The following is a 25,090-nucleotide window of genomic DNA, read 5'->3' as shown; positions in this document are numbered from 1 at the left end:
ACTCCTTTATAAAAATTAATAACGCAGTATAAATTGCTTTAAAATCAGCTAAATTCTGCACCTAGAGGTGACTTGGATATAGATCATTATTTTACTAACTAAAGGAAATGATTATAGTGGCAAATTTAGCCTGCGAAGAGATTAAAGCATTCGTCCCAGCAAAGGATTTTATAGTTAGCAACCATTTTTATAAAGACATGGGGTTTGAAATTGCATGGGAAAGCCCTGAAATGACTTACTTTTATCATGGTGATTGCAGTTTTTTATTACAAAATTTTTATAATGCGGAGCATGCTAATAATTTTATGATGCATCTATTGGTACAGGATGTATATGCATGGCATGCACAGCTTAAAAGCGCTGGTTTGATAGAAAAATATGACGTTAAGATGAGCGAACCACGCTTACAGGTATGGAATATGATTGATTTTGTGCTCTACGATCCAAGTGGTGTGTTATGGCGAATTAGTCAAAATAATAATGAAAGCTGATTTGTTACTGAACCAAGTTAGTAAATGTGTGATCTGTGAACCTGAGCTCCCTTTAGGTGCGCGTCCTGTGGTGCAGTTTAATCCGCTAGCGCGAATATTAATTGCAGGGCAAGCGCCGGGAATTAAAGTACACCAAAGTGGTGTGCCGTTTGATGATGCCAGCGGCCAGCGATTACGTCAATGGCTAGGCTTATCTGAAGCGGTATTTTATGACGCGTCTAAAATTGCGATTTTACCCATGGGGTTTTGTTACCCAGGTAAAGGTAAGTCGGGCGATTTACCGCCACGTAAAGAGTGCGCGCCAGCTTGGCGTGAACAACTTTTAAGGGCGCTGCCAAATATTAAGCTTACAATTGTACTGGGAAAGCATGCGCAAACGTATCACTTACCAGAGACTAAGTATTTACCGCTTACTGAGTTGGTAAAATCGTGGCGTGACTATTGGCCATCTACTTTACCGTTACCACATCCCAGCCCGCGTAATAATATTTGGTTGAGTAAAAACCCATGGTTTGAACAAGACGTTCTGCCGCATTTAGCACAACGAGTAGCCACTATATTAGAGTGTCAGGGTGATTAAGTGATGATAAATACGCAATTTGAGCAACATGGCTTTTTTCATGTGAAAAAGTTTTATACAGAAGGTGAACTTGCACAAGTGCGGGAAGTAATCCATTGTTTTCATGAACAATGGATTAAAGATAATCATAATTTTTATCACACCAAAGCTGTTAATAGCGCTTACTTAACTGCCAATACGTACTTAAATGATGCGCAGCGTTTGGTGTTATTTAAGTTTATAGCAAGGCATAAACTGATGGCACAAGTTGACTCCGTGCTTAATACTTCGGCATTTATGAATACTCAGCTATTTTTTAATCCTGTTAACCCTGAGCAGGAAAATTATTGGCATCGGGATATGCAGTACCATTTAGACTTAGAAGAGCAACAAGCAGCACTAGGCGGGCCTGAAGTTATACATTGTCGTGTGGCACTAGAAGATGAGCCTGGTATTGAACTTGTGCCAGGGACTCATAGGCGCTGGGATACGCCGACTGAGTTAGCTAAACGTTTGGCTACTGAGCATAATAACCCAAGCGATGATTTAGACAGTGGGCACGTAATAGAAATGCGGGCTGGCGACTTATTAATTTTTTCGGCGAATATGATTCACCGCGGCCTATACGGAAAAGATAGGCTCGCATTAGATATTTTATTTGGTGAACCACAGCCCGATGTGCTGCATTTTGTGCAAGATATTTGCCTGCCGACACCGCCAATGCTTGAGGCATTAGAAGACGGCAGTGCATTTTTGGTTACTTTAGCGCACCAAGAGTAACCATCACATCACAGCTCAGTATTACTTAATAACGCCAGTAGTTGATCTTTAGACATTTGCCCAGCATCACCGGTGCCAGAAAGTACTTTATCGGCAAGGGCTTGTTTATGTTCATGCAATTTCAAGATTTTCTCTTCAATGGTGTTTTGCGCAATTAATCTGTAGACCGTCACTGGGCGCGTTTGCCCCAAGCGGTGTGCTCTATCTGAGGCTTGTTGTTCAACCGCGGGGTTCCACCAAGGGTCTAAATGCAACACATAATCTGCGGCTGTTAAATTCAGTCCTGTGCCACCGGCTTTAAGGCTAATTAAAAACAGCGGTGCGTCGCCGGCTTGAAATTTATCAACTTGTTGTTTGCGTTTATTGCTGCTCATACTGCCATCGAGGTAGCAATAGTTTATGCCTCTTTTTTGCAATCGCTGCTCTACCAGTTTTAAAACATCCACAAATTGACTAAAGATAAGCGCTTGGTGATTGTTCTGTAGTAGTTCCTCAATAATCGCTTCTGCGGTGTCGAGTTTACTCGAAGGCAGCTTACTGTTTGCAAGTAATAATTGCGGTGCAATACACGCGCGGCGTAGTTTAGTAAGTGATGCCAAAATTGTAATATATTGGCTGTCTTCCTGGTTTGCTTGCTCTAATGCATTTAAGCGGGTTGCTTCGTATAAGGCTTGTTCTTTCTCACTCAGCGCAAATGTAAGGTTGATCTCGGTTTTTTCAGGTAATTCAGTGAGCACCGTTTGTTTTGTTCTGCGCAGAATAAAGGGTGATACCAAGGTTTTGAGAGTATCAGCTTGTTGTTGGTTTTTATCTGCGTTGCCAAAGCGTTTTTTAAATACTGGTAGTGTGTGTAAAAAGCCGGGCATTAAAAAGTTAAATAAGCTCCACAGTTCGCCTAAATGATTTTCGATAGGCGTGCCAGACAACGCGATTTTAAAATGGCCATTTAATGCAAACGCGGCTTTGGCTCGCAAGCTGAGTGGATTTTTAATTGCTTGTGCTTCATCAAACACTATATTTGCAAATTCATGTGTTGCCAGTTGTTCACCAATTAGCGGTAATAGCCCGTAACTTACCACCACGATATCACCTGCTGCGGCGTTTGCGAGTACCTGCTCACATGTGCTGGCATTATCTATGGTTTTTATATTGAGTGCTGGTGCAAAACGTTCTGCTTCAACACGCCAGTTATGACACACTGATTTAGGTGCTACAACTAAGCTTGCGCCAAGGCTGCTACGCATTTGTAATACGGTAAGCGTTTGTAAGGTCTTTCCTAGTCCCATGTCATCAGCTAAACACGCATTTAGGCCCCAATTAGCCAATTGCATTAGCCAGTTTACTCCCACTACTTGATAATCACGCAGAATGTTTACAAGGTGAACGGGGTGGATTGGTTCTATTGTGTGATTGAATTTAGCTAATCGTGTTTGCCAACTCTCACCAAAAGTAACATCACCTAAATCAGCGACGCTTTGATACAGTGGCAGAGCGCGTGCATTAGCGATACGAAGTTGGTCATCAGGGGCATTTTTATCGTCAATTTGCATGCCTTCAAGGCGGTTTAATAAGTTAGTTAAACGTTGATCCAATAAAAGTGAGTTATCTTCATCAAGCTTAATAATACTGCCTCTACGCGGGGCTTTGAGTAGTGTTTGCAATGCGTAAACATCGCCACTTGGTAATGAAACATTACCACTGAGGCTCAACCAATCATTATCATCATTTAAGTTAAGTGATAAATGCTGACTTTTAGCCACTTTCATGCCTTGCGTGTTTTCGTCCCAGCTTAATGTGAGGGCGTTGTCTTTTTGTGCATTTTCAAGTATTTCGATTGCTTGGCTTATATCGGGTGGCACAAAGAATTGATGATGATCGCTGTGCTGTTGATATTCTTTATTGATAAAAACACCGCTCAATGCTTTAAGTAGCTTTTTAAATGCGCGTTTTTCTGCTTTCAGGTCACGTTTAATTACAATGCTGTTGTTTTGCGTGTCGTCGTTGTGTGCCAAGGTTGTTGCGCCTTGTGCGGGGGCAAGCCAAGGGCCGTCGAGACCAAATGGCATGACATAAAAATTAACGTCAATTCCCATCATCGTTAGTTTTATCACTGCACTGAAATCACATAGCCCTTGGCGAACATTATTCACTTGTGCAAACTCTGTACGTTGGCTACTGATATGGTGATCTGCGGCTAATGCAGTAAGCGCTGCATTGAGTTGAGGGAGTTTTTCTTGTGTTAAATTATTTGGTTGCTCACAAAGTAGCGCATCAAGTTTACGTTGTTTTTCATCAAAAATAAAAACTTGATAGCAATTAGAGTGACTATGGATGAGTATAAAGTCATCATTTTCGTCGATGATCTCTGGTTGTAAAATTAACCGATAGCATTCGTTTTTATCTTGAGCAATCTCAATAATAAATTCACCTTTGATAAGCGAAAGCGGCTCGCCGTGGTGATCTTCTAAACCTACAAATCCAACTAATGCCTGTAAAACGGCGCCAGTGGCTTGTATTTCTTTATAGCCAAATCCTGCATGGTTGTAGATAACTTGAATTAAACTGCGATCAGCTTCTGATAGCGCAGGCAGGTATTGCGCGTTATCAAGATCGTGAACATTAACTTTGCGCCCTTTAGTCCATTCGTCTTTATTATTAAGTTGTTGCACTTTGGGTTGAATAATCGGCAAATCTAAATGTGTTAAGTCGAGTTGCCAAACAACTCGCTGGTTTTGTTTTGGTGGCTCAATTTGACTCACTTCATCCAACCAGCGTTGCCACTGAGGCACACGTTTAAAGTGTTGAAGTAGGCCTTGATCAGGCAGTGGCGTGTCGTCACGTAACCAATTAGCGAGTGTTAAGCATTGCTCGCCTAGCCAGTGTGATTGCTGCTGGGCGTAACTGACAAGTTTTGTAAGTAGCGCAGTGTTGCCTCTTAGCTCGTTTATTTGTTCGTCTTTACTGTGTTTAACGAGCGCAAGTAATAAACTAAAAAGTGCCGGTAACGCGTTTGGGTTAGCTAATAAATACTCAAGTGTGCTGCTAATGCGATAATCTTTAAAGTGCACTATTGGGTCACTGTCGAGTAAGTAATCACTTGCTTGACTGATATAGCTAAGTTCGCCGAAGTGCTTGTGATACCACTTTTTAATTGTGAGTAACTGTTTAAGATCGGTTGCAGTACCGCTGGCAAATAAGCAGGTCATATACAGTAAACCGGTGATCTCCCCTGGATAGACACCTTTACCGTGTTGTTTTCTAAAAACAGTGAGTGCACTTTTATATTGAGCTATTGTTACATCTAATTGATTGCCATTAATTGCATTGATATTTGGCTCAATAAAGGTGGCTAAAAGTTGATCTGATTTATCAATGAGTAATTCATCATAATCGTTTTTTTGCAGTAAAACGGCCATGCTTTCATTCAGATAAACACGCTGCTTTCGCTCACACGCTAACGTAGGATTTGAAAGCAATGACGGCCAGCTCTGACTTTCATGTAAATTAAAAAATTGACCACGAATAAAATGCACTAAGCAAGCCTGTTGCCACTGCTCTGGAAGCACTTCCCACAACTGTTTACTAAATCGAGATTGGCCTAATAAGTTCACAAAGTGAGGGTCTAAGTCTCGCTCAATATTAATTAAAGCGGTTTTTCTGTTGTTATTTTTATCATCAAAATAATGCAGGAGTACCACTAAAAAATTTAATGCTTTGTCTTGTTGATAGTAATTTTGGCATGCTTCAACAAGAAAAGGACGTATCAGTGTTGGTTGCTGCTTGAGAATATTCACACAGATGTATGCGACCGCATTGATCGATATTTTATAATGCGGGCCGTAGGGGAGTTTCCATATAAGTTCTTGCTGTTCTAATTGCTTAGCGTATTTAGCGACTTGCGCGTTTGAAAAAGAATAGCCTTTTTTAACATGGCTAAAAAGGCGCTGCGAGAATTGTTGAATTGAGTTTTGGTAACCATATGATGATGCGGCTAATAATACAGCGAGCAAGACACATAATTGTTTTTGTTCATCTTCGGTTTGAACGCGAGGCAAGTTAGTCAAAGACATAAAATAACTAAAGTAATTAAAACAATACAATGAGTATAAAGATCACACTATAACAAGCAATAAAAAAGCGACTTAATGCCGCTTTTTTATTGTATTTTATAGTTTTTATTGCACCATAGAAAACAGCTTTTGTAGCTGTGGCATGTATTGCTTTACTAAGTTTAAATTGCTGTCACTTACTACAGGGGCTTCTGCTTGTGTTTGCGCTGCATTAGCAGAATGACCCATTGTACCCATCATTGCGCTTGCACCTTTATCTTTCGTGCTACTCATTGACTGTAAGCCACCCATTAGCTGGTTTACTTTAGCTTTATTCTCAGGAGATAAATCGCCTTTGATATTTTCTAAGTAGGCCATTGATACCTCTGAACCGACAGATACAAGTTGTTCAGGTGTAAAACCGTATTCGTTAGTAACGGCAGCAAAGTCTTTATAAAGATCGTTGTCTTTGATCATACCTAGTGCACTTAATGCCAGCGCACTCGTGCCGCCTTCGGAGCCACCGAGCATACTCCCAAAGTCCATGCTTTGCAGTGAGTCTTGGTTTTGTGACCAGTCCACTACAGCAGGGAGTGCTTTCATGTAGCTTTGTAATTCATTTTCAGTAATATCTTTAGCAAAACTTGAGAAGCTGATTGCTAATAAACTAAGTGAGATAAGTATGTTTTTCATAGGGTGGTCTCTTTTTTATATGGCTATTTGGATTAAAGTCTAAAAATCAGTATCGCGCTATTTAAAATTCTAATAATGATATACTGTATTTTTACCAAAACGAGCTGAACGTCATGTTAATTATTTCGAATACCGTAACAATCGATGAGTGGGAGCTTGAGTTGACAGCTATTCGCTCTCAAGGTGCGGGGGGTCAGAATGTTAATAAAGTGGCTAGCGCCATTCATCTACGTTTTGATATTAAGCGCTCGAAGTTACCTGAATTTTACAAAGAGCGTTTACTTGCTCTAAATGATAGTCGCGTTACAAAAGATGGCGTTATTGTGCTCAAGGCGCAAAGTCATCGCACACAAGAATTAAACAGGGAAGATGCATTAAAACGTTTAAAACAGTTAATAGTATCGGCTACCAAGGTAGAACGAGCAAGAAGAGCAACAAAACCAACACGAAATTCGCAGCGCAGGCGTATGGATAAAAAAACCAAACACGGCAACACCAAAGCGCTGCGCGGCAGTGTAAAATTATAAATTAGGTTTGAGTACTTCGAATAATGCTTCGATATGATCATCGCGGTCATTTAATGCGGCAATATAACGGTATTTTTCGCCGCCAGCATGCTCAAAAATCTCACGGTTTTCGCCTTCAATTTCTTCAAGAGTTTCTAGGCAATCTGCACTAAAAGCTGGGCTGATAATTGCTATATCTTTGATACCTTGTTCAGGAAAACCCTCAAGTGTGGCGTCGGTATAGGGTTTAAGCCATTCAGCTTTACCAAAGCGGCTTTGAAAAGTAGAAATAACATTATCTTTATCAAGCCCGAGTTTTTCGACCACTAAACGCGTGGTTTGTAGGCATAAGCAATGGTATGGGTCGCCATTATCTAAAAATTGTTTTGGCATGCCATGGTATGAAAATACGAGCTTTTGCGGCATACCATGAGCTTGTAAGTCTTCACTTATACTGTTAGCTAAAGATTCAATATACGTACTGTTTTTGTGATAGCCATTAATAAAGTGTAGCTCTGGCACCCAGCGCCACTTACGTAGTACATTTGAGACAGCATCAAATGTGGACCCTGTAGTAGGGCTTGAGTATTGTGGGTACAAAGGCAAAATAACAATACGCGTCAAGCCTTTCTCTCTTAGTTGTTCAAGGCCCGCTTCAATTGATGGGTTACCATAGCGCATTGCCATCACTACTTCAGTATTAGTATATCCTTGGGCTTTGATATAAGCGTCAAGTTTATCGCGTTGCAAGCGTGTAATGTGCGTTAAAGGTGAACCATTTTCAGTCCAAATACTTTCGTATAGTTTAGCTGAACGCTTTGGTCTAATACGTAAAATAATACCATGTAGTATTATCATCCACACGATACGTGGAATTTCTACTATCCGAGGGTCTGATAAAAACTCTCTTAAATATATCCGTAGTGCTTTAGCTGTCGGTGCATCAGGGCTGCCTAAGTTAGTAAGCAGAATACCTGTTTTTTGATTAAAACGACTATCATGGGGATTATCGGTTACGGCTGAAAATCGCGACACGCAAAGCTCCTTGTTGAGCAAATAAAATTGTGAATGGGTACTTTAATGGGTATTGTAACGAACCCACGGTGATTTGTGATCACTTTCTCACGTAGATTTGATCATGATCCTAAAAGGGCTCGGTTTTTTAGATTCGAGTTGCTGTAGTTTTTCGATTGATTTGATACTAAATACATGGCCTTTTGGTAATAACATAATACCTGCATGGCTATGTATAGCATGGCCGAGAATCATGTTTTGTTTTAGTGCTTGAGCATTAATTATTTGCATCGAGCCGACTTGCGACTGTTGTTTGAAATTAGCGATTCCTGATGCATCTAACGCTTTAACTAATTTGGGATGATAGAAATTACCGCTATACATTTTTACTGTATCTAATGCATGTTGATGACGCTGTTCTGCTGTCGCATTACTTTGCTCATAGGCTTCCCAATAATCACGCGCCAGTGCTAATATTAATGCACTTAATGGAATATCATTACCGCGTAATCCTTTTGGTAATCCGTTACCTTTAAAGCGTTCGTACTGATGATAGATTGCATCAGACACATCATGTAGATGTGTGGCAGGCATTAACATTAACTGTGCTGTACTTGGGTGAGTATAAAAAATTTTACGTTGTTGTTCGGTTAGTTGATGGACCGGTTTTTTATATAGCTCAGGATCCATAGCAAGTAAGCCAATTTGCGCTAAATATCCTGCCATAGAGGCCATTTCTACGTTTTTATCAGGAAGTTGTAGCTGTTTAGCAATCAAGGTACAGGTATTAGCAATATTTTGTGCTTTATTACTATCTAAATAGGGGTTGGCATTAATAAAATTATAAAGTAACTCAACAGTCGATCTGTGTTCATTTATTTCGTGGGCATTGGCGGTTTCTAACTGCTTTAATACTTGTTTGATTTGTTTTGTACGTTTTTCGACTCTTTGCTCTAAAGAGTTATTGAGTTCTTTAAGTGCGGTATTGTGTTTATTTACTTGCTCTTGTAGTAGCTTGTTTTGCTTTTTGAGTTGGTATTTTTCAATGCTTCCAACAATACTTCTAAGTAGCAGGTCATTTTGCCATGGCTTTTGTATATAGCCATGAATCTGCCCTTGATTAACGGCGGCTAGAGTGGTTTCTATATCGGCATAGCCAGTTAACAAGATGCGTTGAGTGTCAGGTGCAAGTTTTTGTGCTTGTTCTAAAAACTCCGCGCCAGTCATTTTTGGCATACGCATGTCGCAGATAATTACGTCAAACTCATATTGCGTTAATAGCTTTAATGCATTATCTGGTGAGTCACACGTGATGGCTGAAAGTTGATTATTCTTTGCCAGTCTTGATAATGAGCGTAAGACAATCTCATCATCATCAACACATAGCACTTGAACTGTTTGTAATTCATTTTTTTTTGATAGTTGATCCACTTAATGCCTCATTGCATTCTTTTCTGTAAGCATAGTTGGTTGATGTGGGTTTTTCTAATATAAACATACGATAGAAATTAATTGTGCTAATTTTAAGTAATGGCAAGATTATTTGAGATAGGTATGCAAATAGCTATTCATGTGCTGATTATTGACGATGAGCCTTTAATCTTGAGGGCCCTAACAAAAGCGCTTGTAAGAGCAGGATCGCACATTGTTGTGACTGCCTTAACTGATGCTGATAAATGTATCGAGATAATTAATACTCAAAGTATAGAAATTGTTTTATGTGGAGTAGGGATGAGTAGTCGTGTCACTCAAGAAACACTTATCTGTTTTCAGCAGCATAGTCCTGCAACAATTCGCTGCATATTAAAAGGTACTAGCTTTGATGACTTACCATGGCAAGCTGATGAAATGGCACATTTTTGTTTGGCAAAACCTTTCACTTATACGCAGCTGCGTCATGTTATGCAATGCACGCAACGTTTGCTTAATTTAGCAATAGCACCAGAGCTAAAAAATTTGTTAGGGAAAATGAAAGGGCTGCCAGTAATACGCCAACAAGTTATACAAATCACGAATGCACTTTTGCAAAAACCAGTTAATTTTGAAGTACTCATAGGGTTAATTTCACATGAACCACTTTTAAGTAGTAAGCTGATTCAAGCAGCTAATTCAGCTTTATTAGGCTTTGCAAGTGAAACAACCAATTTGCAGCAAGCTTTAATACGTGTGGGTACAAGTTTATGTAGGGCACTTGTGGTAAACAGTGAGGTACAGAGTCATTATCAAAAAATACTATCAAATAAGCTGCTAGCGACTATTTCAGATCATGCATTTGCACGAGCAACGCAAGCCAAAGTATTTGCAAAAAAAGCGCATCTTTCCTCTCAATCACAAGATATTGTTTTTCTTTTAGGTTTATTAAGCGGTGTTGGCTCTATGGCGCTTTATGTATTAGTAAAAGAATTGAATGAAGGTGAGCAGACGTTGCTCTCTGAAGAGCTTATATCTGTATACATATTAAATTTGTGGGGTTTTTCAGAGCAAATTACCCAGGCAATGTTGCTGCCAAAAACGTTATCCCAAATAACGGATCCCATAATAGCAATACATTTTTTAGCGCGAGAAGTGGTTCAAACACCTGAATTTGAATTAACAGAAGGTGATATTCAGGCGCTAGAAAATCTCGATTTAGTTGTTTTAATACAGGAGTTAGTAACTATATGAAAGGTGTTATTTTTCAGTCGCTTGAAGGGTTGGTGTTAACTCATAGAGACATGGCTTGTTGGAATCAATTACTCGCTAAAAATGCACCGAAAGATCGTGCCTATGTATCAGTTAATAATTACCCTGATCAAGAACTAAATGCTCTGGTCAGTGATATTTGTATTGAGTTACAACTTAGCAGGGCTAAGGTGTTGAATCAATTTGGTCGCTATTTGTTTAATTATTTTATGAAGCATTATAGTGTTGTTGTAGGTCATTATTCGCATTTTGAAGCACTAATATTAAATATTGATAGTGTTATTCATAAAGAGGTGAGCAAGCTTTATCAAAATACAAATTTACCTACTATGGATTGTATGATGGTCTGTCCTGGGCATATCGTGATGCATTACCAATCACCACGGCAATTATGTTTTTTGGCTGAAGGATTAATTTATGGCGCTGGTGAGTATTTTTTAATGGATGTAACGATTGAGCATGAGCAATGTTTACTTCGAGAGGATGAACGCTGCACTTTGAATATTTATTACCAGCCGGCTAAATAAATGACAATGGATATAGACTATAAACAAGCTTATCTACGTGAACAGTCAGCACGCTTGCAAGCGGAGCAACTGATTGAAGATAAAAGCCGTGTATTGTTTGCATTAAATGAAGAGTTAGAAAAGAAAGTAGCTGCTTTGGAGCATCAGCAAGCACTGCTTGTTCATGCGGAAAAAATGGCCACTTTAGGGACATTATCTGCGGGTGTTGCCCATGAAATCAATAACCCTTTAGCCTATGCGATGAGTAATTTAGAAAGCCTTCAGTACATTAACCAGTCAGTGTTTAAGTTACTTGAGCTAAGCCAAAAGTTGGCTCAGGGAGAGGTGAGTGAGCGAGAGTTTCGAGAATTCCTAGTAAAGATGAATGAAATACATGCTTTTGACGTTATTAATCAAGATATTGTCGAGCTGATTGATGATAGTGTTGAAGGTTTGCGAAGGATAAATCAAATTGTCCGCAATTTACTTAATTTTGCACGCCCGTCAGATAATGAAAAAATTCTAGTAGATATGACCGATGGTGTAAATAATGCGCTTAAATTATTAAAGAGTCAGCTCAAGGGGGTTGAGGTGATAACTAAATTTCAGCCAATCCCGTTAACGTATTGCAACTTATCAGCTATTAATCAAATAGTTGTTAATTTACTGATTAATGCGAAACATGCATGCGAAAATTTAATGCAGAAGAAAGGTCGAATCTATATTGAAGTTAAGTTTTCTGATCCGCACATTATCATAGGTGTTGAAGATAATGGTTGTGGGATGAGCGAGGAAGTTAAAGGGCGTATTTTTGATCCGTTTTTCACTACAAAATCGGTGGGAAAAGGAACTGGCATGGGGATGCCTTTAGTGTATTCAATGGTGAGCGATCACCAAGGCGCAATTGATATTAGTAGTCATGCAAATCAAGGGACGAATGTACGGTGTTTATTTCCAGTGATTAATAATTGCTTTTAAATTGCTCAATAGTTAGCTAGTGTAATTGTAAACTTAAATAATAATCTCAGGGTGACTTATGCTTAATGAAAAAAGTACCATCATATTTAGCGACTATCTTAGTCAACATGCTGAATTTAAAGTAACAGACATTGATAGTGTGCTTGGTTTTATTTGTGGATTACTTGCTTGCTCAGAATTTTATGGGGAGTCAGAAATAGTGGGTTATATCGCGGATAAAAATGATCCGGCTTATGCAATTATGATGACGGAGTCACAAGAACGAGATGCAATGATTACCTTGCTCGACAATATTACGCAGGCACAGGTTGAACAGAGACATTTTTTAGCTGAAACTTACCCACATTCAGACTCAGATACAATGCCAAGTCCGCGCTTGCAGCATTGGTGCAAGGGTTATCTGGCAGGTTATGAAGTAAATCAAGCTGTGTGGGAGCAAGATTTTAGCTTTTTGGTCAGTGCAGATAAGCAACAAGTTACGAATCAAGCTGATGGGCAATTATTCATTGATAATTTTGAAGCTACGTTGAATTTATTGGCAACGTTTTCTGCATGGGAAAATACATTAACGCAGCAGCCCGAACCAGACAAACTTAGTGCTAACTTCCCGTTGCTATATAAAAGCTTGGATGAAAGTTTAACGGCAATTGCATCAATGGCTTTGATGCTTGAAGATGAAAAGTTATCTCAGTTTGAAGAAGAAGGTTAGAACTTTTATACCCTAAAAAGAATGATTCGAGAAGCATGATTTGAATAATCATGCTTTTTTTTGTCCAAAATTCAATCAAAAATAGTTATGAAGATAAATAATAGCTAAATATTGCATATTTCGACCATAGTAGTAGCTAAATATGTTTCTTTTTGTTGATAGATGTTGCTAGGATGTTTGGGAGGACGTCATTATGTAAATGACGAGCTATTAAATTAATAATTCTAATAATCTTTATATGAACTCAACTGTTATTTAAGGCGAGCTTAAAAGCAGAAATGAGTCAACAGGGTCGAACACACATGACAACACTTCGTTTAAATACACTGGCTATTGCAGTGGGACTGGCTTTTAGTGCCTCTTCGGTTATTGCAGAAGAAGCACAAGTCCAAGCAGAAAAAAACATTGAACAAATTTCAGTTTTGGGATCTAGAGTATCAAACCGAACTGTAACGGAATCTTCTTCACCGATAGATTTAATTGATGCTGATACACTTAACAAAGGTGGCTTCACAGAACTTGGTCAAAGCTTACAAGCAACGGCACCTTCTTTTAATTTCTCGCGTACGCAAGTATCAGATGGTTCAGATTTATTTCGTCCGGCAACACTGCGTGGCTTACAGCCAGATCAGACGCTAGTGTTGGTAAATGGTAAGCGTCGTCATAATCAATCTATTTTCGGCTTAGTTGGCACCGTTGGTGCTGGTGCTGCCGGTACTGATATGAATGCGATTCCTTTATCTGCACTTAAAGGGGTTGAGGTGTTACGTGATGGCGCAGCTGCGCAATATGGCTCGGATGCAATCGCAGGTGTTATTAACTTATCATTGAATGATTCAACAGGTATTACAACAGGTTATTTTCAAGCTGGCAGTACGGGTGAGGGCGATGGTGATACCATATCGCTTGGTTTAAACCGTGGTTTTGATTTAGGCGATCAAGGCGGTTTTATAAACGTCTCTGCTGAGTATCGTGATGCTGACGGAACTAACCGTGCTGAACGTGATACCGGTGGCTCTGCAGCGGTATCTGCAGGTACATTATCTGATACCGTACGTTGGGGGCAAGGGAATTCAGAAAGTGAGTTTACGTCTTTATTTTATAATATGTCGTTACCACTTGATGATGCAGAATTATATTCGTTTGGTGGTTACTCTGAACGTACAGCGTTAGGCAATGGCTTTTATCGTAATTTTGATGCGGCCTCTAAAAATGTTACTCAAGTATACAGCGATGGCTTTTTACCACGTATTTATAATGAGGCGCAGGATATTTCGCTAGCGTTGGGCATCAAAGGCGACATTAATACCGACTGGGGGTACGATGTGTCAGCCGTGTACGGTGAAAATCAATATGATTTTACTTCACGTAACACACTAAATGCATCGTATGCAGCCGAGTATGTTTTAAATAATCCTAATGCGACTGATGCTGATATCGCAGCAAATTCAGGCCCAAATGGGGGATATTCGGGTGGTTTTCGTTTTGATCAAACAACCGTTAATGCCGATATAAATGGGATTATAGATATTGGTCGAAGTGAGCCTATATACCTATCCTTTGGTGCAGAATACCGTAAAGAAAACTATCAAATAGTGCCTGGTGATGAAGCATCATATGCATGTGGTTTAGCGAATCAGAATATTGTTTACCCTTCAGCAAATGATCCAAGTACCTCGGCTGAGTGTGGTTTCCAAGCTTACAATGGTTTACGCCCTGAGGCATCAAATAGCCAAAGTCGTAATAGCCATGCACTTTATATTAATGCAGAGACGATGATTACGGATGCGTGGAATATCAGTACCGCACTTCGTTATGAAGACTTCTCAGACGCGGGTGATGATATTATTGGTAAGCTTGCATCTCGTTACGAATTGAATGATGATTTTGCTGTGCGTGGTGCGATTTCTAGTGGTTTTAGAGCACCTTCATTACAACAAAGTGCATATACAGCTTTTACAACAAACTTAGGTGATGGTGGTGTACTGGAACAATCATTTATTGCTAAAGCAGGATCAGATCTTCCTGTCGCTTTAGGCGTTGAAAGTTTAGAACTAGAAAGCTCTAAAAATGTTAGTTTTGGTTTTGTTTATGATGTAAGTAGCGAGTTGTCATTAACCGTTGATTTTTACCATACAGCAATAAAAGATCGTATTACTTTGGGTAACTTTATGAAGGCCGAAGATCTTGCGTTTAGCCCTGCGGCTGTTGCTGCACTTAATGCTACGGGAGCAGATCAAGCCGCTTATTTCTCAAATTCAGTCGATTCAACAACCAAGGGTGTTGATGTCATTCTTTCTTATCGCACAGATTTATACGATGGTGACTTTTCTGCAACATTTGCGGGTAATATTAATCGCACATACATTGATAAAGTAAACGCCCCCACAGGCGTCCCTAAAGAGATAGCTTTAGATGATACTCAACGCAGCTTTTTAACAAATGGACAGCCAGGTGAGCGTGGTACGTTAACGTTTGATTATGAGCGTGATGCAATGAGTGCAATGGTACGTTTTAATTATTTTGGAGAAACCGACGTTAAGTACTTTGGTAATGATCATATCGGTTTACCTGACTTTTTATCGCCAACAGGTGAATTTAAAGACACCAGTGTTGTTGAATCTGCGGTATTAGTTGATATTAATTTTGGGTATGAACTGAGTGAATCACTGACTTTTAACTTAGGTATTGATAATGTGTTTGATGTAACACCTGATGAATTAGGGAAAGATGAGGCCCTTGATTTTATTACTAATGGTGCATTTAAATATCCAGTTAGAGCATTGCCATATGGGTTTGATGGTATGACGTATTATGCAAAAGTAAGCTTTAGCTTCTGATGCACACCGAAGTGCCTTAAAAAGCGAATTTTGCTTCTTTAGGTACTTCGGATATAAGTACTTAGAATATATGCGAAGTACTCACTGCGCACATAAAAATATTTATTGAATGAGAATTAATATCAATATATAGTATTGATAATTATTCTCATTATAGGTGTTGTTATGTTCAAGCCACTTTTTCTTTTAGCCTCCCTTGTTTTATCTACAGGTGTTTTTGCAAAATGCGAAGTCACTATTTCTGCTAATGATGCTATGGCATTTTCCACTAAACAGCTTGAAGTTGATAAAAGCTGTAAAACTGTAACATTAACACTTAATCATACCGGTAAATTACCCGCCAATGTTATGGGACATAATTGGGTGCTTAGTGTGGCTGCTGATGTTAAAGAGCTGGCGATGGCAGGTATGCAAGCAGGGCTTGAGAATCGTTACCTTCCAAAAGATGACCCTCGAGTGCTGGCCTCTACAGAGGTTATTGGTGGTGGGGAGACTACGTCTATCGAGTTTTCAACAGAGAATTTGAATGCAGGCACTGTTTATAAATTCTTTTGTTCCTTTCCAGGACATTTTGCAATTATGCAGGGGGATTTTAAGCTAATTTAAAGGCTAGGGCGTGTTGACCTTTCGAGATTGATTTTGCAACAGTATGTTTGGTATTTAGGCAAGGCAGAGCCTATGGTGTGTGGTTGCTCCCCATAAATAGGCGATAACACAGTATAAATGCCAAACATGCGCTGCCCAAAGGGTTCTCTAGGGGCGATTAACTCTTTGTAGTTCGGTTTTTACTTAGCCCGCTAGGTTACAAATCTCTCGCCGCGATTAAATCTCCCCTAGGTTGAACGAATTTCACTCTACAAAGAACAACACGCCCTAGAATATATCTTTAAAATAGTATTAAAAACACTTGCTAATTAGCTAGTAAGTCCTACAATCCGCAGCAAGTACCATGGTACTTGCTACTTAATTTATTCACTTTATGAACTGGAAATATTAATGAAAAAACATAAAAAAGGTCAAAAATCTCACAATAACAGTGTTGATACTGGTCGAGGGGTTATTCGTGATAATGCGTTGGCAGCTTTAGTCACATCTAAAATATTTAAACCACAAATTGTATCAGCTAAAAAAGGCAAAGGGTCTTTTAAGCGCAACAAAAAACATGCTGGACAAGAGTCCTATTTAATCGCTGCATAATATAGTTGTGATCAAATAGGGCTTTTGCTGTTTTCGTTTAACAACTTTCACCTACTGAATAAAAATATAAACCCCGCTTAGATAATTTTTTTCTAAGCGGGGTTTTGTGGTTATATAGCTGTAATTATATTTCTGACGTCTTCATTCCATCACTTTACGTGCCCGTAAAGGGCAATAAAAAGCTCTGTAAACACTGATTATGCTGGTTAACTTTAGATTAACCTTGCGTTCATGTTTAATGCGTAAAATTCCCCAAACTTTATACGGGTATACAATTTTCAATTATAACCTATATAAAAACTAGACTTTATCATTACTTTTTGTTACTAATTTACCTATTATATGTACGTTTCTTTTTTAAATTAAGTTGACGTGCGTGTAAACTATGATAGCTTTAATGACGATTTGTAAATTAAATGTTATTTTTAACCCCTGGGCGGAGGAGCATATGAGCTCATCAATGATAATAAAAAATGCTTTTAAGCTAAGTGCTTTGTCACTTAGTTTTATTGGCTTAAGTGCGCAAGCTGCAGTTGATTGCAGTGCGTTAACACAATGGCAAGCTGGTCAAACACATACTGGTGGAAGCCAAGTTCAAGCGCAAAATAATGCGTATGAAGCGAAGTGGTGGACGCAATCTAATCCAGCAGAGAATTCTGGCCAATGGCAAGAATGGAAAAAATTGGGTTTGTGTGACAGCGCTGTCACAGAGAACTTAATACCAACTGTGACAGCTTTAGTACCGGCAAATAATTCTCAATTTAACGAAAAAGACAGCGTTGTCATAAGTGCGCAAGCATCTGATGCTGATGGCACAGTTACTAAAGTTGAGTTTTTTGTAGATGGTGCTCTTGTCGCAACTGATAGCAGTGCACCATTTAGTACAAATTGGCAAGCCGTCGTTGGTTCACATCAAGTTAGTGCTGTTGCTACAGATGATAAAGGTGCACAGTCGAGCGAAGTCATTAGTATGATTAGCGTGCAAGGCAGCGTAGTTGACCCAGTTAACCAGGCACCTGTAGCATCTATTTCATTCAGTACATTACCTGAGCAGCTTATCGTTGGTTCACAAGTTGTATTTGCACTTTCTGGCACAGATAGCGATGGTCAAGTAACGTCGTTGAGTTTTGCTGCTAATGGCGCAGATGTTCATCAAGCAAATTCAGCCGCAAGTAGCTATGCATGGCAAGCGACTGCACTTGGACAAGTCACATTTACCTTGACCGCAACAGATAATGAAGGCGCTACGTCACAAACAACAAAAGTACTTAATGTTGTTGAAGCGGGCACTCCTCCTGGTACAGGCACTGATTGTCGTCCTCAGGGTTTATACCAAACACCTGGTGTAAATACGCCTTATTGTACCGTATATGATGCCGATGGTCGTGAGATCATGGGTGCAGATCATCCTCGTCGTGTAATTGGTTACTTTACTAGCTGGAGAAATGGCGCAAATGGTCAGCCTAGTTATTTAGTAAACGATATTCCGTGGGACAAAATCACTCATATTAACTATGCGTTCGCACATGTTGATGCAAACAATAAGGTATCAATTGGCGATCCAAATTCAGCAGGTAACCCTGCAACGAATATGGAATGGCCTGGTGTGAGTGGCGCTGAGATGGACCCTAGCTTTGCTTATAAAGGTCATTTTAACCTTCTAAATAAATACAAAAAACAGCACCCACATGTAAAAACATTAGTGTCTGTTGGTGGTTGGGCTGAAACAGGCGGTTACTTCGATGAAACTGGTCGTGTTGCAAGTGGTGGTTTTTACACCATGACAACAAATGCAGATGGATCAGTTAACCATGCAGGTATTGATGCATTTGCACAAAGCTCAGTTGAGTTTATTGAGAAATATGGTTTTGACGGGGTTGATATCGATTACGAATACCCTTCATCAATGAAAGACTCTGGTCATCCAGATGATTTCCCTATTTCAAATGCACGTCGTGGTGGTTTAAACGCGTCTTATAAAGTACTGATGAAAAAAGTACGTGAAGCATTAGATCGCGCGGGTGAAAAAGCAGGTAAACATTATCTGTTAACTATCGCATCTCCATCTTCAGGTTATTTACTACGTGGTATGGAAACATTCCAAACTGTTAAGTACCTAGATTATGTAAATATTATGTCTTATGACTTGCACGGTGCATGGAATTCACACGTTGGTCATAACGCTGCATTATTCGATACAGGGCTAGACTCTGAACTTGCACAGTGGAATGTATACGGTACTAAAGAGTTTGAAGGTATTGGTTATTTAAACACTGATTGGGCTGTGCGTTACTTCCGTGGTGCTATGTCAGCTGGTCGTATTAATATCGGTATTCCATATTACACGCGTGGTTTTAAAGATGTAAGTGGCGGTACAAATGGTCTTTGGGGTCAAGCTGCACTTCCTAATCAAGCTGATTGTGCTAAAGGTACAGGCGTTGGTGAGAAGAATAAATGTGGTAACGGTGCATTAGGTATTGATAACCTTTGGCATGACAAGAACGACGCAGGTCAAGAAATGCCTGCAGGGTCTAATCCACTTTGGCATGTTAAAAACTTAGAAAACGGTATTGTTGGTTCGTATTTAGGTGTTTATGGTTTAACGCCAGAGACAGATCCTAACGATCAACTAACAGGTACTTATACTCGCCATTATGACAACGTTGCCGTAGCACCTTGGTTATGGAACGCAGAGAAAAAAGTATTCCTTTCAATTGAAGATGAAGAGTCTATGGCGACTAAAGTTGATTATGTAATCAACAATGGCCTAGGCGGTATCATGTTCTGGGAACTTGCTGGTGACTTTGATTACGATGCAGCTAAAGGCGAGTACTTCATGGGTTCAACACTTACTTCATTAGCGTATGACAAGTTTAATCAAAGTGGTGTTGCGTATGATGTACATGGCGGTAACCCAAGTTTCACAGTACCAACTGAAGCTGTTGATGTAACGTTTGAAGCAAAAGACTTCCCAATTGGTGATGATAACTACCCAATTAGCCCAACATTTGCGTTTACTAATAATTCAAATATTGATCTAAGCGGTGCGAAAATCTCATTTGATGTACCTGTATCAACATCGGCTATTTTTAAATCTAACTGGAATGCACAAGAAAAACTGGGCATGGCAGTAGAAGTAAATGGTTCTAATGCAGCAGGTAATAATATTGGTGGTTATGAAAATGAATTCCACCGTTTTTCAATCACGCTTAATAACGAATGGGGCGGTCAGCCTAAGGACTTCAGTGCAGGTAAAACTGTAAATGCACAAGTGATGTACTACATGCCAATCACAGGTCCAAGTAACTTTACTATTGAAAAAGATGGCAAAGTATACGCATTCAAATTTGAGTATCCAAAACTTCCAGATGGAACAACAGGCGGTAATCCTGGCGAGCCAGGTAATCCAGGTAACGGCGGTGGTGACACATCTGGTACATGTGAAGGTGTCGCTATTACAGCAATCCCTGTTTATCCAAATTTTGCTCAAAAAGACTGGGCAGGCAATCCAAGTCACGCTACAGGCGGTGATCTAATGGTTCACAATAACGCAGTTTATAAAGCGAAGTGGTGGACAAGTTCAGCACCTGGTTCGACGGCTGATTGGACTAAGAGCTGTAGCCTGTAAGTAATAATAAAACAATAAGGGGTAGGTAATTACTTGCCCCAACATTGAGTCTTTTAAAGGACAGAGCAATGACATCAATTAAATTTAAAACATTATCACTAAGTGCAATAGCAAGTGGTTTATTACTTACATTAATGCCAGCACAGGTGAGTGCGCATGGGTATATGGATACCCCTAAAGCTCGCCAAGCATTTTGTCAGGCAGATGCAGGTTATTGGTGGCCAACAGATGGTAGCAATATTCCAAATCTAGCGTGTCGTGCTGCCTTTTTAGAATCAGGTACAGTGCAGTTCGTTCAAGATATTGAATTTTCTGTAAATACGCCTGATTACCTAAATCAAGCAGCCGTAGAAGCTAAGGTACCAAATGGGTTGCTATGTGCCGGTGGTGATAATGCAAAACGCGGTATGGATTTACCATCGCCTCATTGGCAGCGCAGTGATGTGGTGCCAAATGCTAATGGTGAAATCCAAATTCGTTACCTTGCTGCAACGCCCCACAATCCGAGTTTTTGGCAATTTTATTTAACTAAACCAAGCTTTAATGCAGCAACTGATGTATTGACATGGGCTGATTTAGAGCTAGTGCAAGAGCACGCTAATATTGATTTTGTTAAAGATCCAGATGGTAAGCGTTATTACGAAATGAACGTTGCGATCCCGCAAGATCGTAGCGGTGATGCGATTTTGTATAGCCGTTGGCAGCGTAATGATGTAGTTGGCGAAGGTTTTTATAACTGTAGCGATATCAATATAGTAAATGACGCAACTCCAACAGATCCAAGTGTATGGACCAGCGTTGGTTACTTTGTTCGTCAAGGGCAAAACGCAATCGCGGGTGATACCGTATGGGCACGTTTGTTTGATGAAAATGGCCAAGAGGTTATTAATCAACAACTAAAAGTGACTACGCAAAACCAATCAAATTGGCAACAAGCACTTGCAACACAGCTAAATCTTGATTATGCACATTTAGTACAAATCGGTGTGCAAAACCAAGCTGGCGATGTTGTATTTAATGACGCCGACACTTTGATTAACCAAGTTTATAGCAGCAATGCTAATTATACCTACGCGCTAAGTGTGCAAGGTGCACCAGCTAATACAGCGCCTATTGTTCATACACCTGCTGATTTAGTCGTTGACGAAAACACCACAACAAAAGTGCACTTACACGCATTTGATGATGAGCAAAGTGTGTTGACTTATAACTGGTCAGTACCTGCACCGCTGAGCTTTACAGGTGGCGATGCAAATATTGAACTTAGTGCACCAGAAGTAACAGCTAATACCGATTATACGGTATCAGTGTCTGTATCGGATGGTGAACTTACTACACAAACTCGGTTTAAAGTGACAGTTAACGACATAACAGTTGTTGATCCTGTCGACCCAGTTGATCCAACAGTACCTGCTTGGGATAGCTCAGCGACATATCAAGCTGGCGATAAGGCGTCCTTCCAAGGCGTTGTGTATACAGCTAAATGGTGGAATCAAGGGCAACAGCCAGATAGTTCAAATGCGTGGAAGGCAGCATCTAATCCGGGCACAAGTACAGATTGGAATGCAGGAAAAGCCTATCAAGGTGGCGCAGAAGTAACGTATCAAGGACAGCGCTATAGCGCTAAATGGTGGACTCGAGGTGATACTCCTGGACAAGCCAGTGTATGGAAAAAACTATAACTTTATTACTAAGTTTTGTAGTTCAAACTTATTACCCAATAATTAAAACATGGATAAGAGAGAAATATGAATATTAAACATTTAACAGCAGCCATTGGTGTTGCATTATTCGCAGGTACGGCTACAGCTGCGCCATCAACACCTAGCTTAAATTGGGAACCTCAACAGTATTCTTTTGTTGAAGTAGACCTTGAAAGTAATGGCTCTTATAAGCAACTGGTCAAGCGTGTTGACACTGTTAACATCAACTTACAGTGGAATGCATGGAGTGGTACTGGTGGCGATAGCTATAAAGTGTACTTTGATGACATGCTTGTAAATGAGGGCGCTTTACCTGCAGGCACAAAAAGCGGCACAATTAGCTTCCCGTATGATAAATCTGGTCGTCATACGCTTTATATTGAATTATGTGAAGCTGGCGCAACATGTGCACGCAGCGCAGGTAAACCAATTGTAATTGCTGATACAGACGGTGGCCATTTAGCACCACTACCTATGGATGTTAACCCTAACAACCGTAACATCGGTACTAAACAAGGTTTAGTGACGGGTGCTTACTTTGTTGAGTGGGGTATTTATGGTCGTGATTACGATGTATCAAATATTCCAGCGCAAAATTTATCGCATTTATTGTACGGTTTCATTCCAATTTGTGGCCCTAATGAATCATTAAAAGAAATCGAAAACGGTAACAGCTGGCGTGCACTAGAAAAAGCATGTGCGGGTTCTAGCGACTTTGAAGTCGTTATCCATGATCCATGGGCAGCAGTACAAAAAGCACTTCCAGGTGTTGATGCAAAAGATCCAATTCGTGGTACTTATTCACAGTTAATGGCACTTAAGCAACGTTACCCTGATCTTAAAATCTTACCATCAGTAGGCGGCTGGACATTATCTGACCCGTTTTTCTCGTTTACTGAAAAAGCAAACCGTGACACGTTTGTAGCATCAATGGAGGAGTTTTTAAGAACATGGAAATTCTATGATGGTATTGATATTGACTGGGAATTCCCAGGTGGTGATGGCCCTAATCCAAATCTAGGTGACCCTGTAAAAGATGGTCCTGCTTATGTTGCGTTAATGAAAGAATTACGTGAGATGCTAGATAGGCTAGAAGCTGAAACAGGTCGTACTTATGAGCTAAGCTCTGCAATTGGTACCGGCTATGACAAAATACAAGACGTTGATTACCAAGCAGCAAGTCAGTATATGGATTACATCTTTGCGATGACTTATGACTTCTTTGGTGGTTGGAATAATGTAACAGGTCATCAAACAGGTATTTACTGTGGTGAGCACATCAGTGCTGGCGAATGTAATGGCACAGGTGTTGATGAAAATGGCGAACCACGTAAAGGCCCTGCTTATACAATTGATAACGCAGTGCAGCTATTACTTGCGCAAAATGTACCATCTAAGAAAATCGTTGTAGGTACTGCAATGTATGGCCGTGGTTGGGAAGGTGTAACACCGGGTAACGCTACAATTGCAAATAACCCAATGACAGCGCCAGGTAATGGCAAGCTTACCGGCACTAAAGCGCAAGGTGTGTGGGAAGCAGGCGTTATTGATTATAAAGGCATTCAAGCATATATGGTTGGCGCATCAGGTAATGGTGTAAATGGCTTTGAAGTTGGTTATGACGAACAAGCTGAGGCGGCATATGTATGGAACCGCTCAACGGGTAAACTAATCACTTATGATAGCCCTCGTTCAGTGATTGCTAAAGGTCAATATGTAAATCAATATAACCTAGGTGGCCTATTTGCATGGGAAATTGATGCAGATAACGGCGATATTCTTAATGCAATGCATGATGGCTTAGGTGGTGTTGTTGCACCAATTAATAAAAAACCTGTGCTATCTGTAACAAACGCTGTAACAGTCAATGCGGGTGAGTCAGTATCTGTTAGCGCAACAGCAACCGATGCAGATAACGATACACTTACATACTCTTGGGTTGCTTCTGCTGAACTTACTGTAACAGGTACTTCAACAAGCACACTTGCAATCACTGCACCAAACGTAACGCAAGATAGCCAGTTTACTGCAACTGTAAGCGTATCAGATGGTAAAGCTACAGTAAGTAAAGATGTAGTTGTTAACGTTATAGCACCAGTAACGGGTGGCGACAACACCGCTCCTGTTGTAGATGCAATTGCCAACATTACAGTTGAAGAAGGTGCTTCTGCAGCAGTAGCTGTTGTAGCAACGGATGCACAAAATGATGCACTTACTTATGACTGGAATGTACCTGCTGGTTTAACACTTGTAGGTAATGGCGCAAATGTAAGCCTTACAGCTGGTGCAGTTGACGCCGACACAAACTTAACTGTTTCAGTTTCAGTAAGTGATGGCCAAGTTGCAACAACACGCAGCTTTACCGTAACAGTGACTAACAAAGACACCACAACTCCTCCAGGTGACACGTGGGATGCGAGTAAAGTATACACAGGTGGTGATACTGTTGTATTTAACGGCGTAACATACAAAGCTAAATGGTGGACTCAAGGTAACCGTCCTGATTTAGGTGGCGTTTGGGAAGCAACTACAAAACCAGTTGATGGTGGCGGTAATGTAATTTGGCAATCATCAGCTGTTTATAACAGTGGTGACCAAGTTTCTCACAATGGTGGTAAATACCAAGCTAAGTGGTGGACTCAAGGACAAGAGCCAGGCAAAGCAAACGTATGGAAATCACTTTAATTAATACTTCACCCAAGCCTACTCTTGGGTGATTAATTAATGTGAAAAATACCTTTTAAAGCAGCTTCTG

The 25,090-nt window shown here is 40.0% G+C and carries 18 protein-coding genes; 14 read left to right on the top strand and 4 right to left on the bottom strand.

Annotated elements, in window-relative coordinates; translation table 11 throughout:
• Window positions 1-116 precede the first annotated feature (116 nt).
• The 3 genes from A7967_RS06265 to A7967_RS06255 are packed head-to-tail and all read left to right on the top strand — an operon-like array spanning window position 117 to window position 1,830.
• A complete protein-coding gene (locus A7967_RS06265; protein WP_064435584.1) occupies window positions 117-491 on the top strand; it encodes a VOC family protein in 375 nt (124 codons plus the stop codon).
• Entirely contained in the window at window positions 481-1,071 is a 591-nt protein-coding gene (locus A7967_RS06260) for a uracil-DNA glycosylase family protein (protein ID WP_054204038.1), read from the top strand. Before A7967_RS06265 ends, A7967_RS06260 begins: the two co-directional genes overlap by 11 nt.
• Before the next feature lie 3 nt (window positions 1,072-1,074).
• Window positions 1,075-1,830: a phytanoyl-CoA dioxygenase family protein gene (locus A7967_RS06255; protein ID WP_082355577.1), complete on the top strand. Its 756-nt coding sequence runs from the start codon at window positions 1,075-1,077 to the stop codon at window positions 1,828-1,830.
• Window positions 1,831-1,838: 8 nt separating this feature from the next.
• Here the strand turns inward: A7967_RS06255 and A7967_RS06250 are convergent, their stop codons facing one another.
• Window positions 1,839-5,900, bottom strand: coding sequence for a DEAD/DEAH box helicase (locus tag A7967_RS06250; protein ID WP_064435527.1), 4,062 nt, complete (start codon window positions 5,898-5,900; stop codon window positions 1,839-1,841).
• A 105-nt stretch (window positions 5,901-6,005) separates the two neighbouring features.
• Window positions 6,006-6,572, bottom strand: coding sequence for a hypothetical protein (locus A7967_RS06245; protein WP_054452387.1), 567 nt, complete (start codon window positions 6,570-6,572; stop codon window positions 6,006-6,008).
• 113 nt (window positions 6,573-6,685) lie between these two features.
• Between A7967_RS06245 and arfB the strand changes: the two genes are divergently transcribed.
• A complete protein-coding gene (gene arfB / locus A7967_RS06240; RefSeq protein ID WP_054204042.1) occupies window positions 6,686-7,099 on the top strand; it encodes an alternative ribosome rescue aminoacyl-tRNA hydrolase ArfB in 414 nt (137 codons plus the stop codon).
• On the opposite strand, the gene hemH is transcribed toward arfB, so the two are convergent.
• Window positions 7,094-8,113 carry a ferrochelatase gene (gene hemH / locus A7967_RS06235; protein ID WP_054452385.1) on the bottom strand — a complete coding sequence of 340 codons (1,020 nt, stop codon included), beginning with the start codon at window positions 8,111-8,113 and terminating at the stop codon, window positions 7,094-7,096. The genes arfB and hemH overlap by 6 nt on opposite strands.
• 87 nt (window positions 8,114-8,200) lie before the next feature.
• A complete protein-coding gene (nosR, locus tag A7967_RS06230) occupies window positions 8,201-9,523 on the bottom strand; it encodes a response regulator c-di-GMP phosphodiesterase, NosR family (RefSeq protein WP_054452383.1) in 1,323 nt (440 codons plus the stop codon).
• Window positions 9,524-9,622: 99 nt separating this feature from the next.
• Here nosR and A7967_RS06225 point away from each other — a divergent pair, with 99 nt between their 5' ends.
• The 10 genes from A7967_RS06225 to A7967_RS06180 all read left to right on the top strand — a co-directional run bounded on the left by A7967_RS06225 (window position 9,623) and on the right by A7967_RS06180 (window position 25,020).
• Window positions 9,623-10,756, top strand: coding sequence for an HDOD domain-containing protein (locus tag A7967_RS06225; RefSeq protein WP_054452381.1), 1,134 nt, complete (start codon window positions 9,623-9,625; stop codon window positions 10,754-10,756).
• Window positions 10,753-11,301, top strand: a complete 549-nt coding sequence (locus A7967_RS06220) for a heme NO-binding domain-containing protein (RefSeq protein WP_054204046.1) — start codon at window positions 10,753-10,755, stop codon at window positions 11,299-11,301. Before A7967_RS06225 ends, A7967_RS06220 begins: the two co-directional genes overlap by 4 nt.
• Complete coding sequence (locus A7967_RS06215; RefSeq protein ID WP_054204047.1) at window positions 11,302-12,258, top strand: sensor histidine kinase; 957 nt, start codon at window positions 11,302-11,304, stop codon at window positions 12,256-12,258.
• Between the two features lie 58 nt (window positions 12,259-12,316).
• Window positions 12,317-12,967, top strand: coding sequence for a UPF0149 family protein (locus A7967_RS06210; RefSeq protein ID WP_054452379.1), 651 nt, complete (start codon window positions 12,317-12,319; stop codon window positions 12,965-12,967).
• A gap of 302 nt (window positions 12,968-13,269) precedes the next feature.
• Window positions 13,270-15,807 carry a TonB-dependent receptor plug domain-containing protein gene (locus tag A7967_RS06205; protein WP_064435583.1) on the top strand — a complete coding sequence of 846 codons (2,538 nt, stop codon included), beginning with the start codon at window positions 13,270-13,272 and terminating at the stop codon, window positions 15,805-15,807.
• 165 nt (window positions 15,808-15,972) lie between these two features.
• Window positions 15,973-16,413 carry an azurin gene (gene azu / locus A7967_RS06200; protein WP_054452374.1) on the top strand — a complete coding sequence of 147 codons (441 nt, stop codon included), beginning with the start codon at window positions 15,973-15,975 and terminating at the stop codon, window positions 16,411-16,413.
• 390 nt (window positions 16,414-16,803) lie between these two features.
• Window positions 16,804-17,004: an alternative ribosome rescue factor ArfA gene (arfA, locus tag A7967_RS06195; protein ID WP_054204051.1), complete on the top strand. Its 201-nt coding sequence runs from the start codon at window positions 16,804-16,806 to the stop codon at window positions 17,002-17,004.
• Between the two features lie 448 nt (window positions 17,005-17,452).
• The gene (locus A7967_RS06190) at window positions 17,453-20,632 is read left to right on the top strand and encodes a glycosyl hydrolase family 18 protein (RefSeq protein WP_064435582.1); all 3,180 of its coding nucleotides are present in this window, start codon (window positions 17,453-17,455) and stop codon (window positions 20,630-20,632) included.
• Window positions 20,633-20,700: 68 nt separating this feature from the next.
• On the top strand, window positions 20,701-22,314 hold the full coding sequence (locus A7967_RS06185; protein WP_054204052.1) for a lytic polysaccharide monooxygenase: 1,614 nt from the start codon (window positions 20,701-20,703) through the stop codon (window positions 22,312-22,314).
• A 66-nt stretch (window positions 22,315-22,380) separates the two neighbouring features.
• Entirely contained in the window at window positions 22,381-25,020 is a 2,640-nt protein-coding gene (locus A7967_RS06180; protein ID WP_054204053.1) for a glycosyl hydrolase family 18 protein, read from the top strand.
• The last annotated feature ends 70 nt before the right edge of the window (window positions 25,021-25,090 follow it).

Origin of the sequence: Pseudoalteromonas neustonica, from assembly GCF_001653135.1 — a bacterium.
In the GTDB taxonomy this organism is placed as follows: domain Bacteria; phylum Pseudomonadota; class Gammaproteobacteria; order Enterobacterales; family Alteromonadaceae; genus Pseudoalteromonas; species Pseudoalteromonas neustonica.
This window is presented reverse-complemented; position numbering and strand designations above follow the sequence as displayed.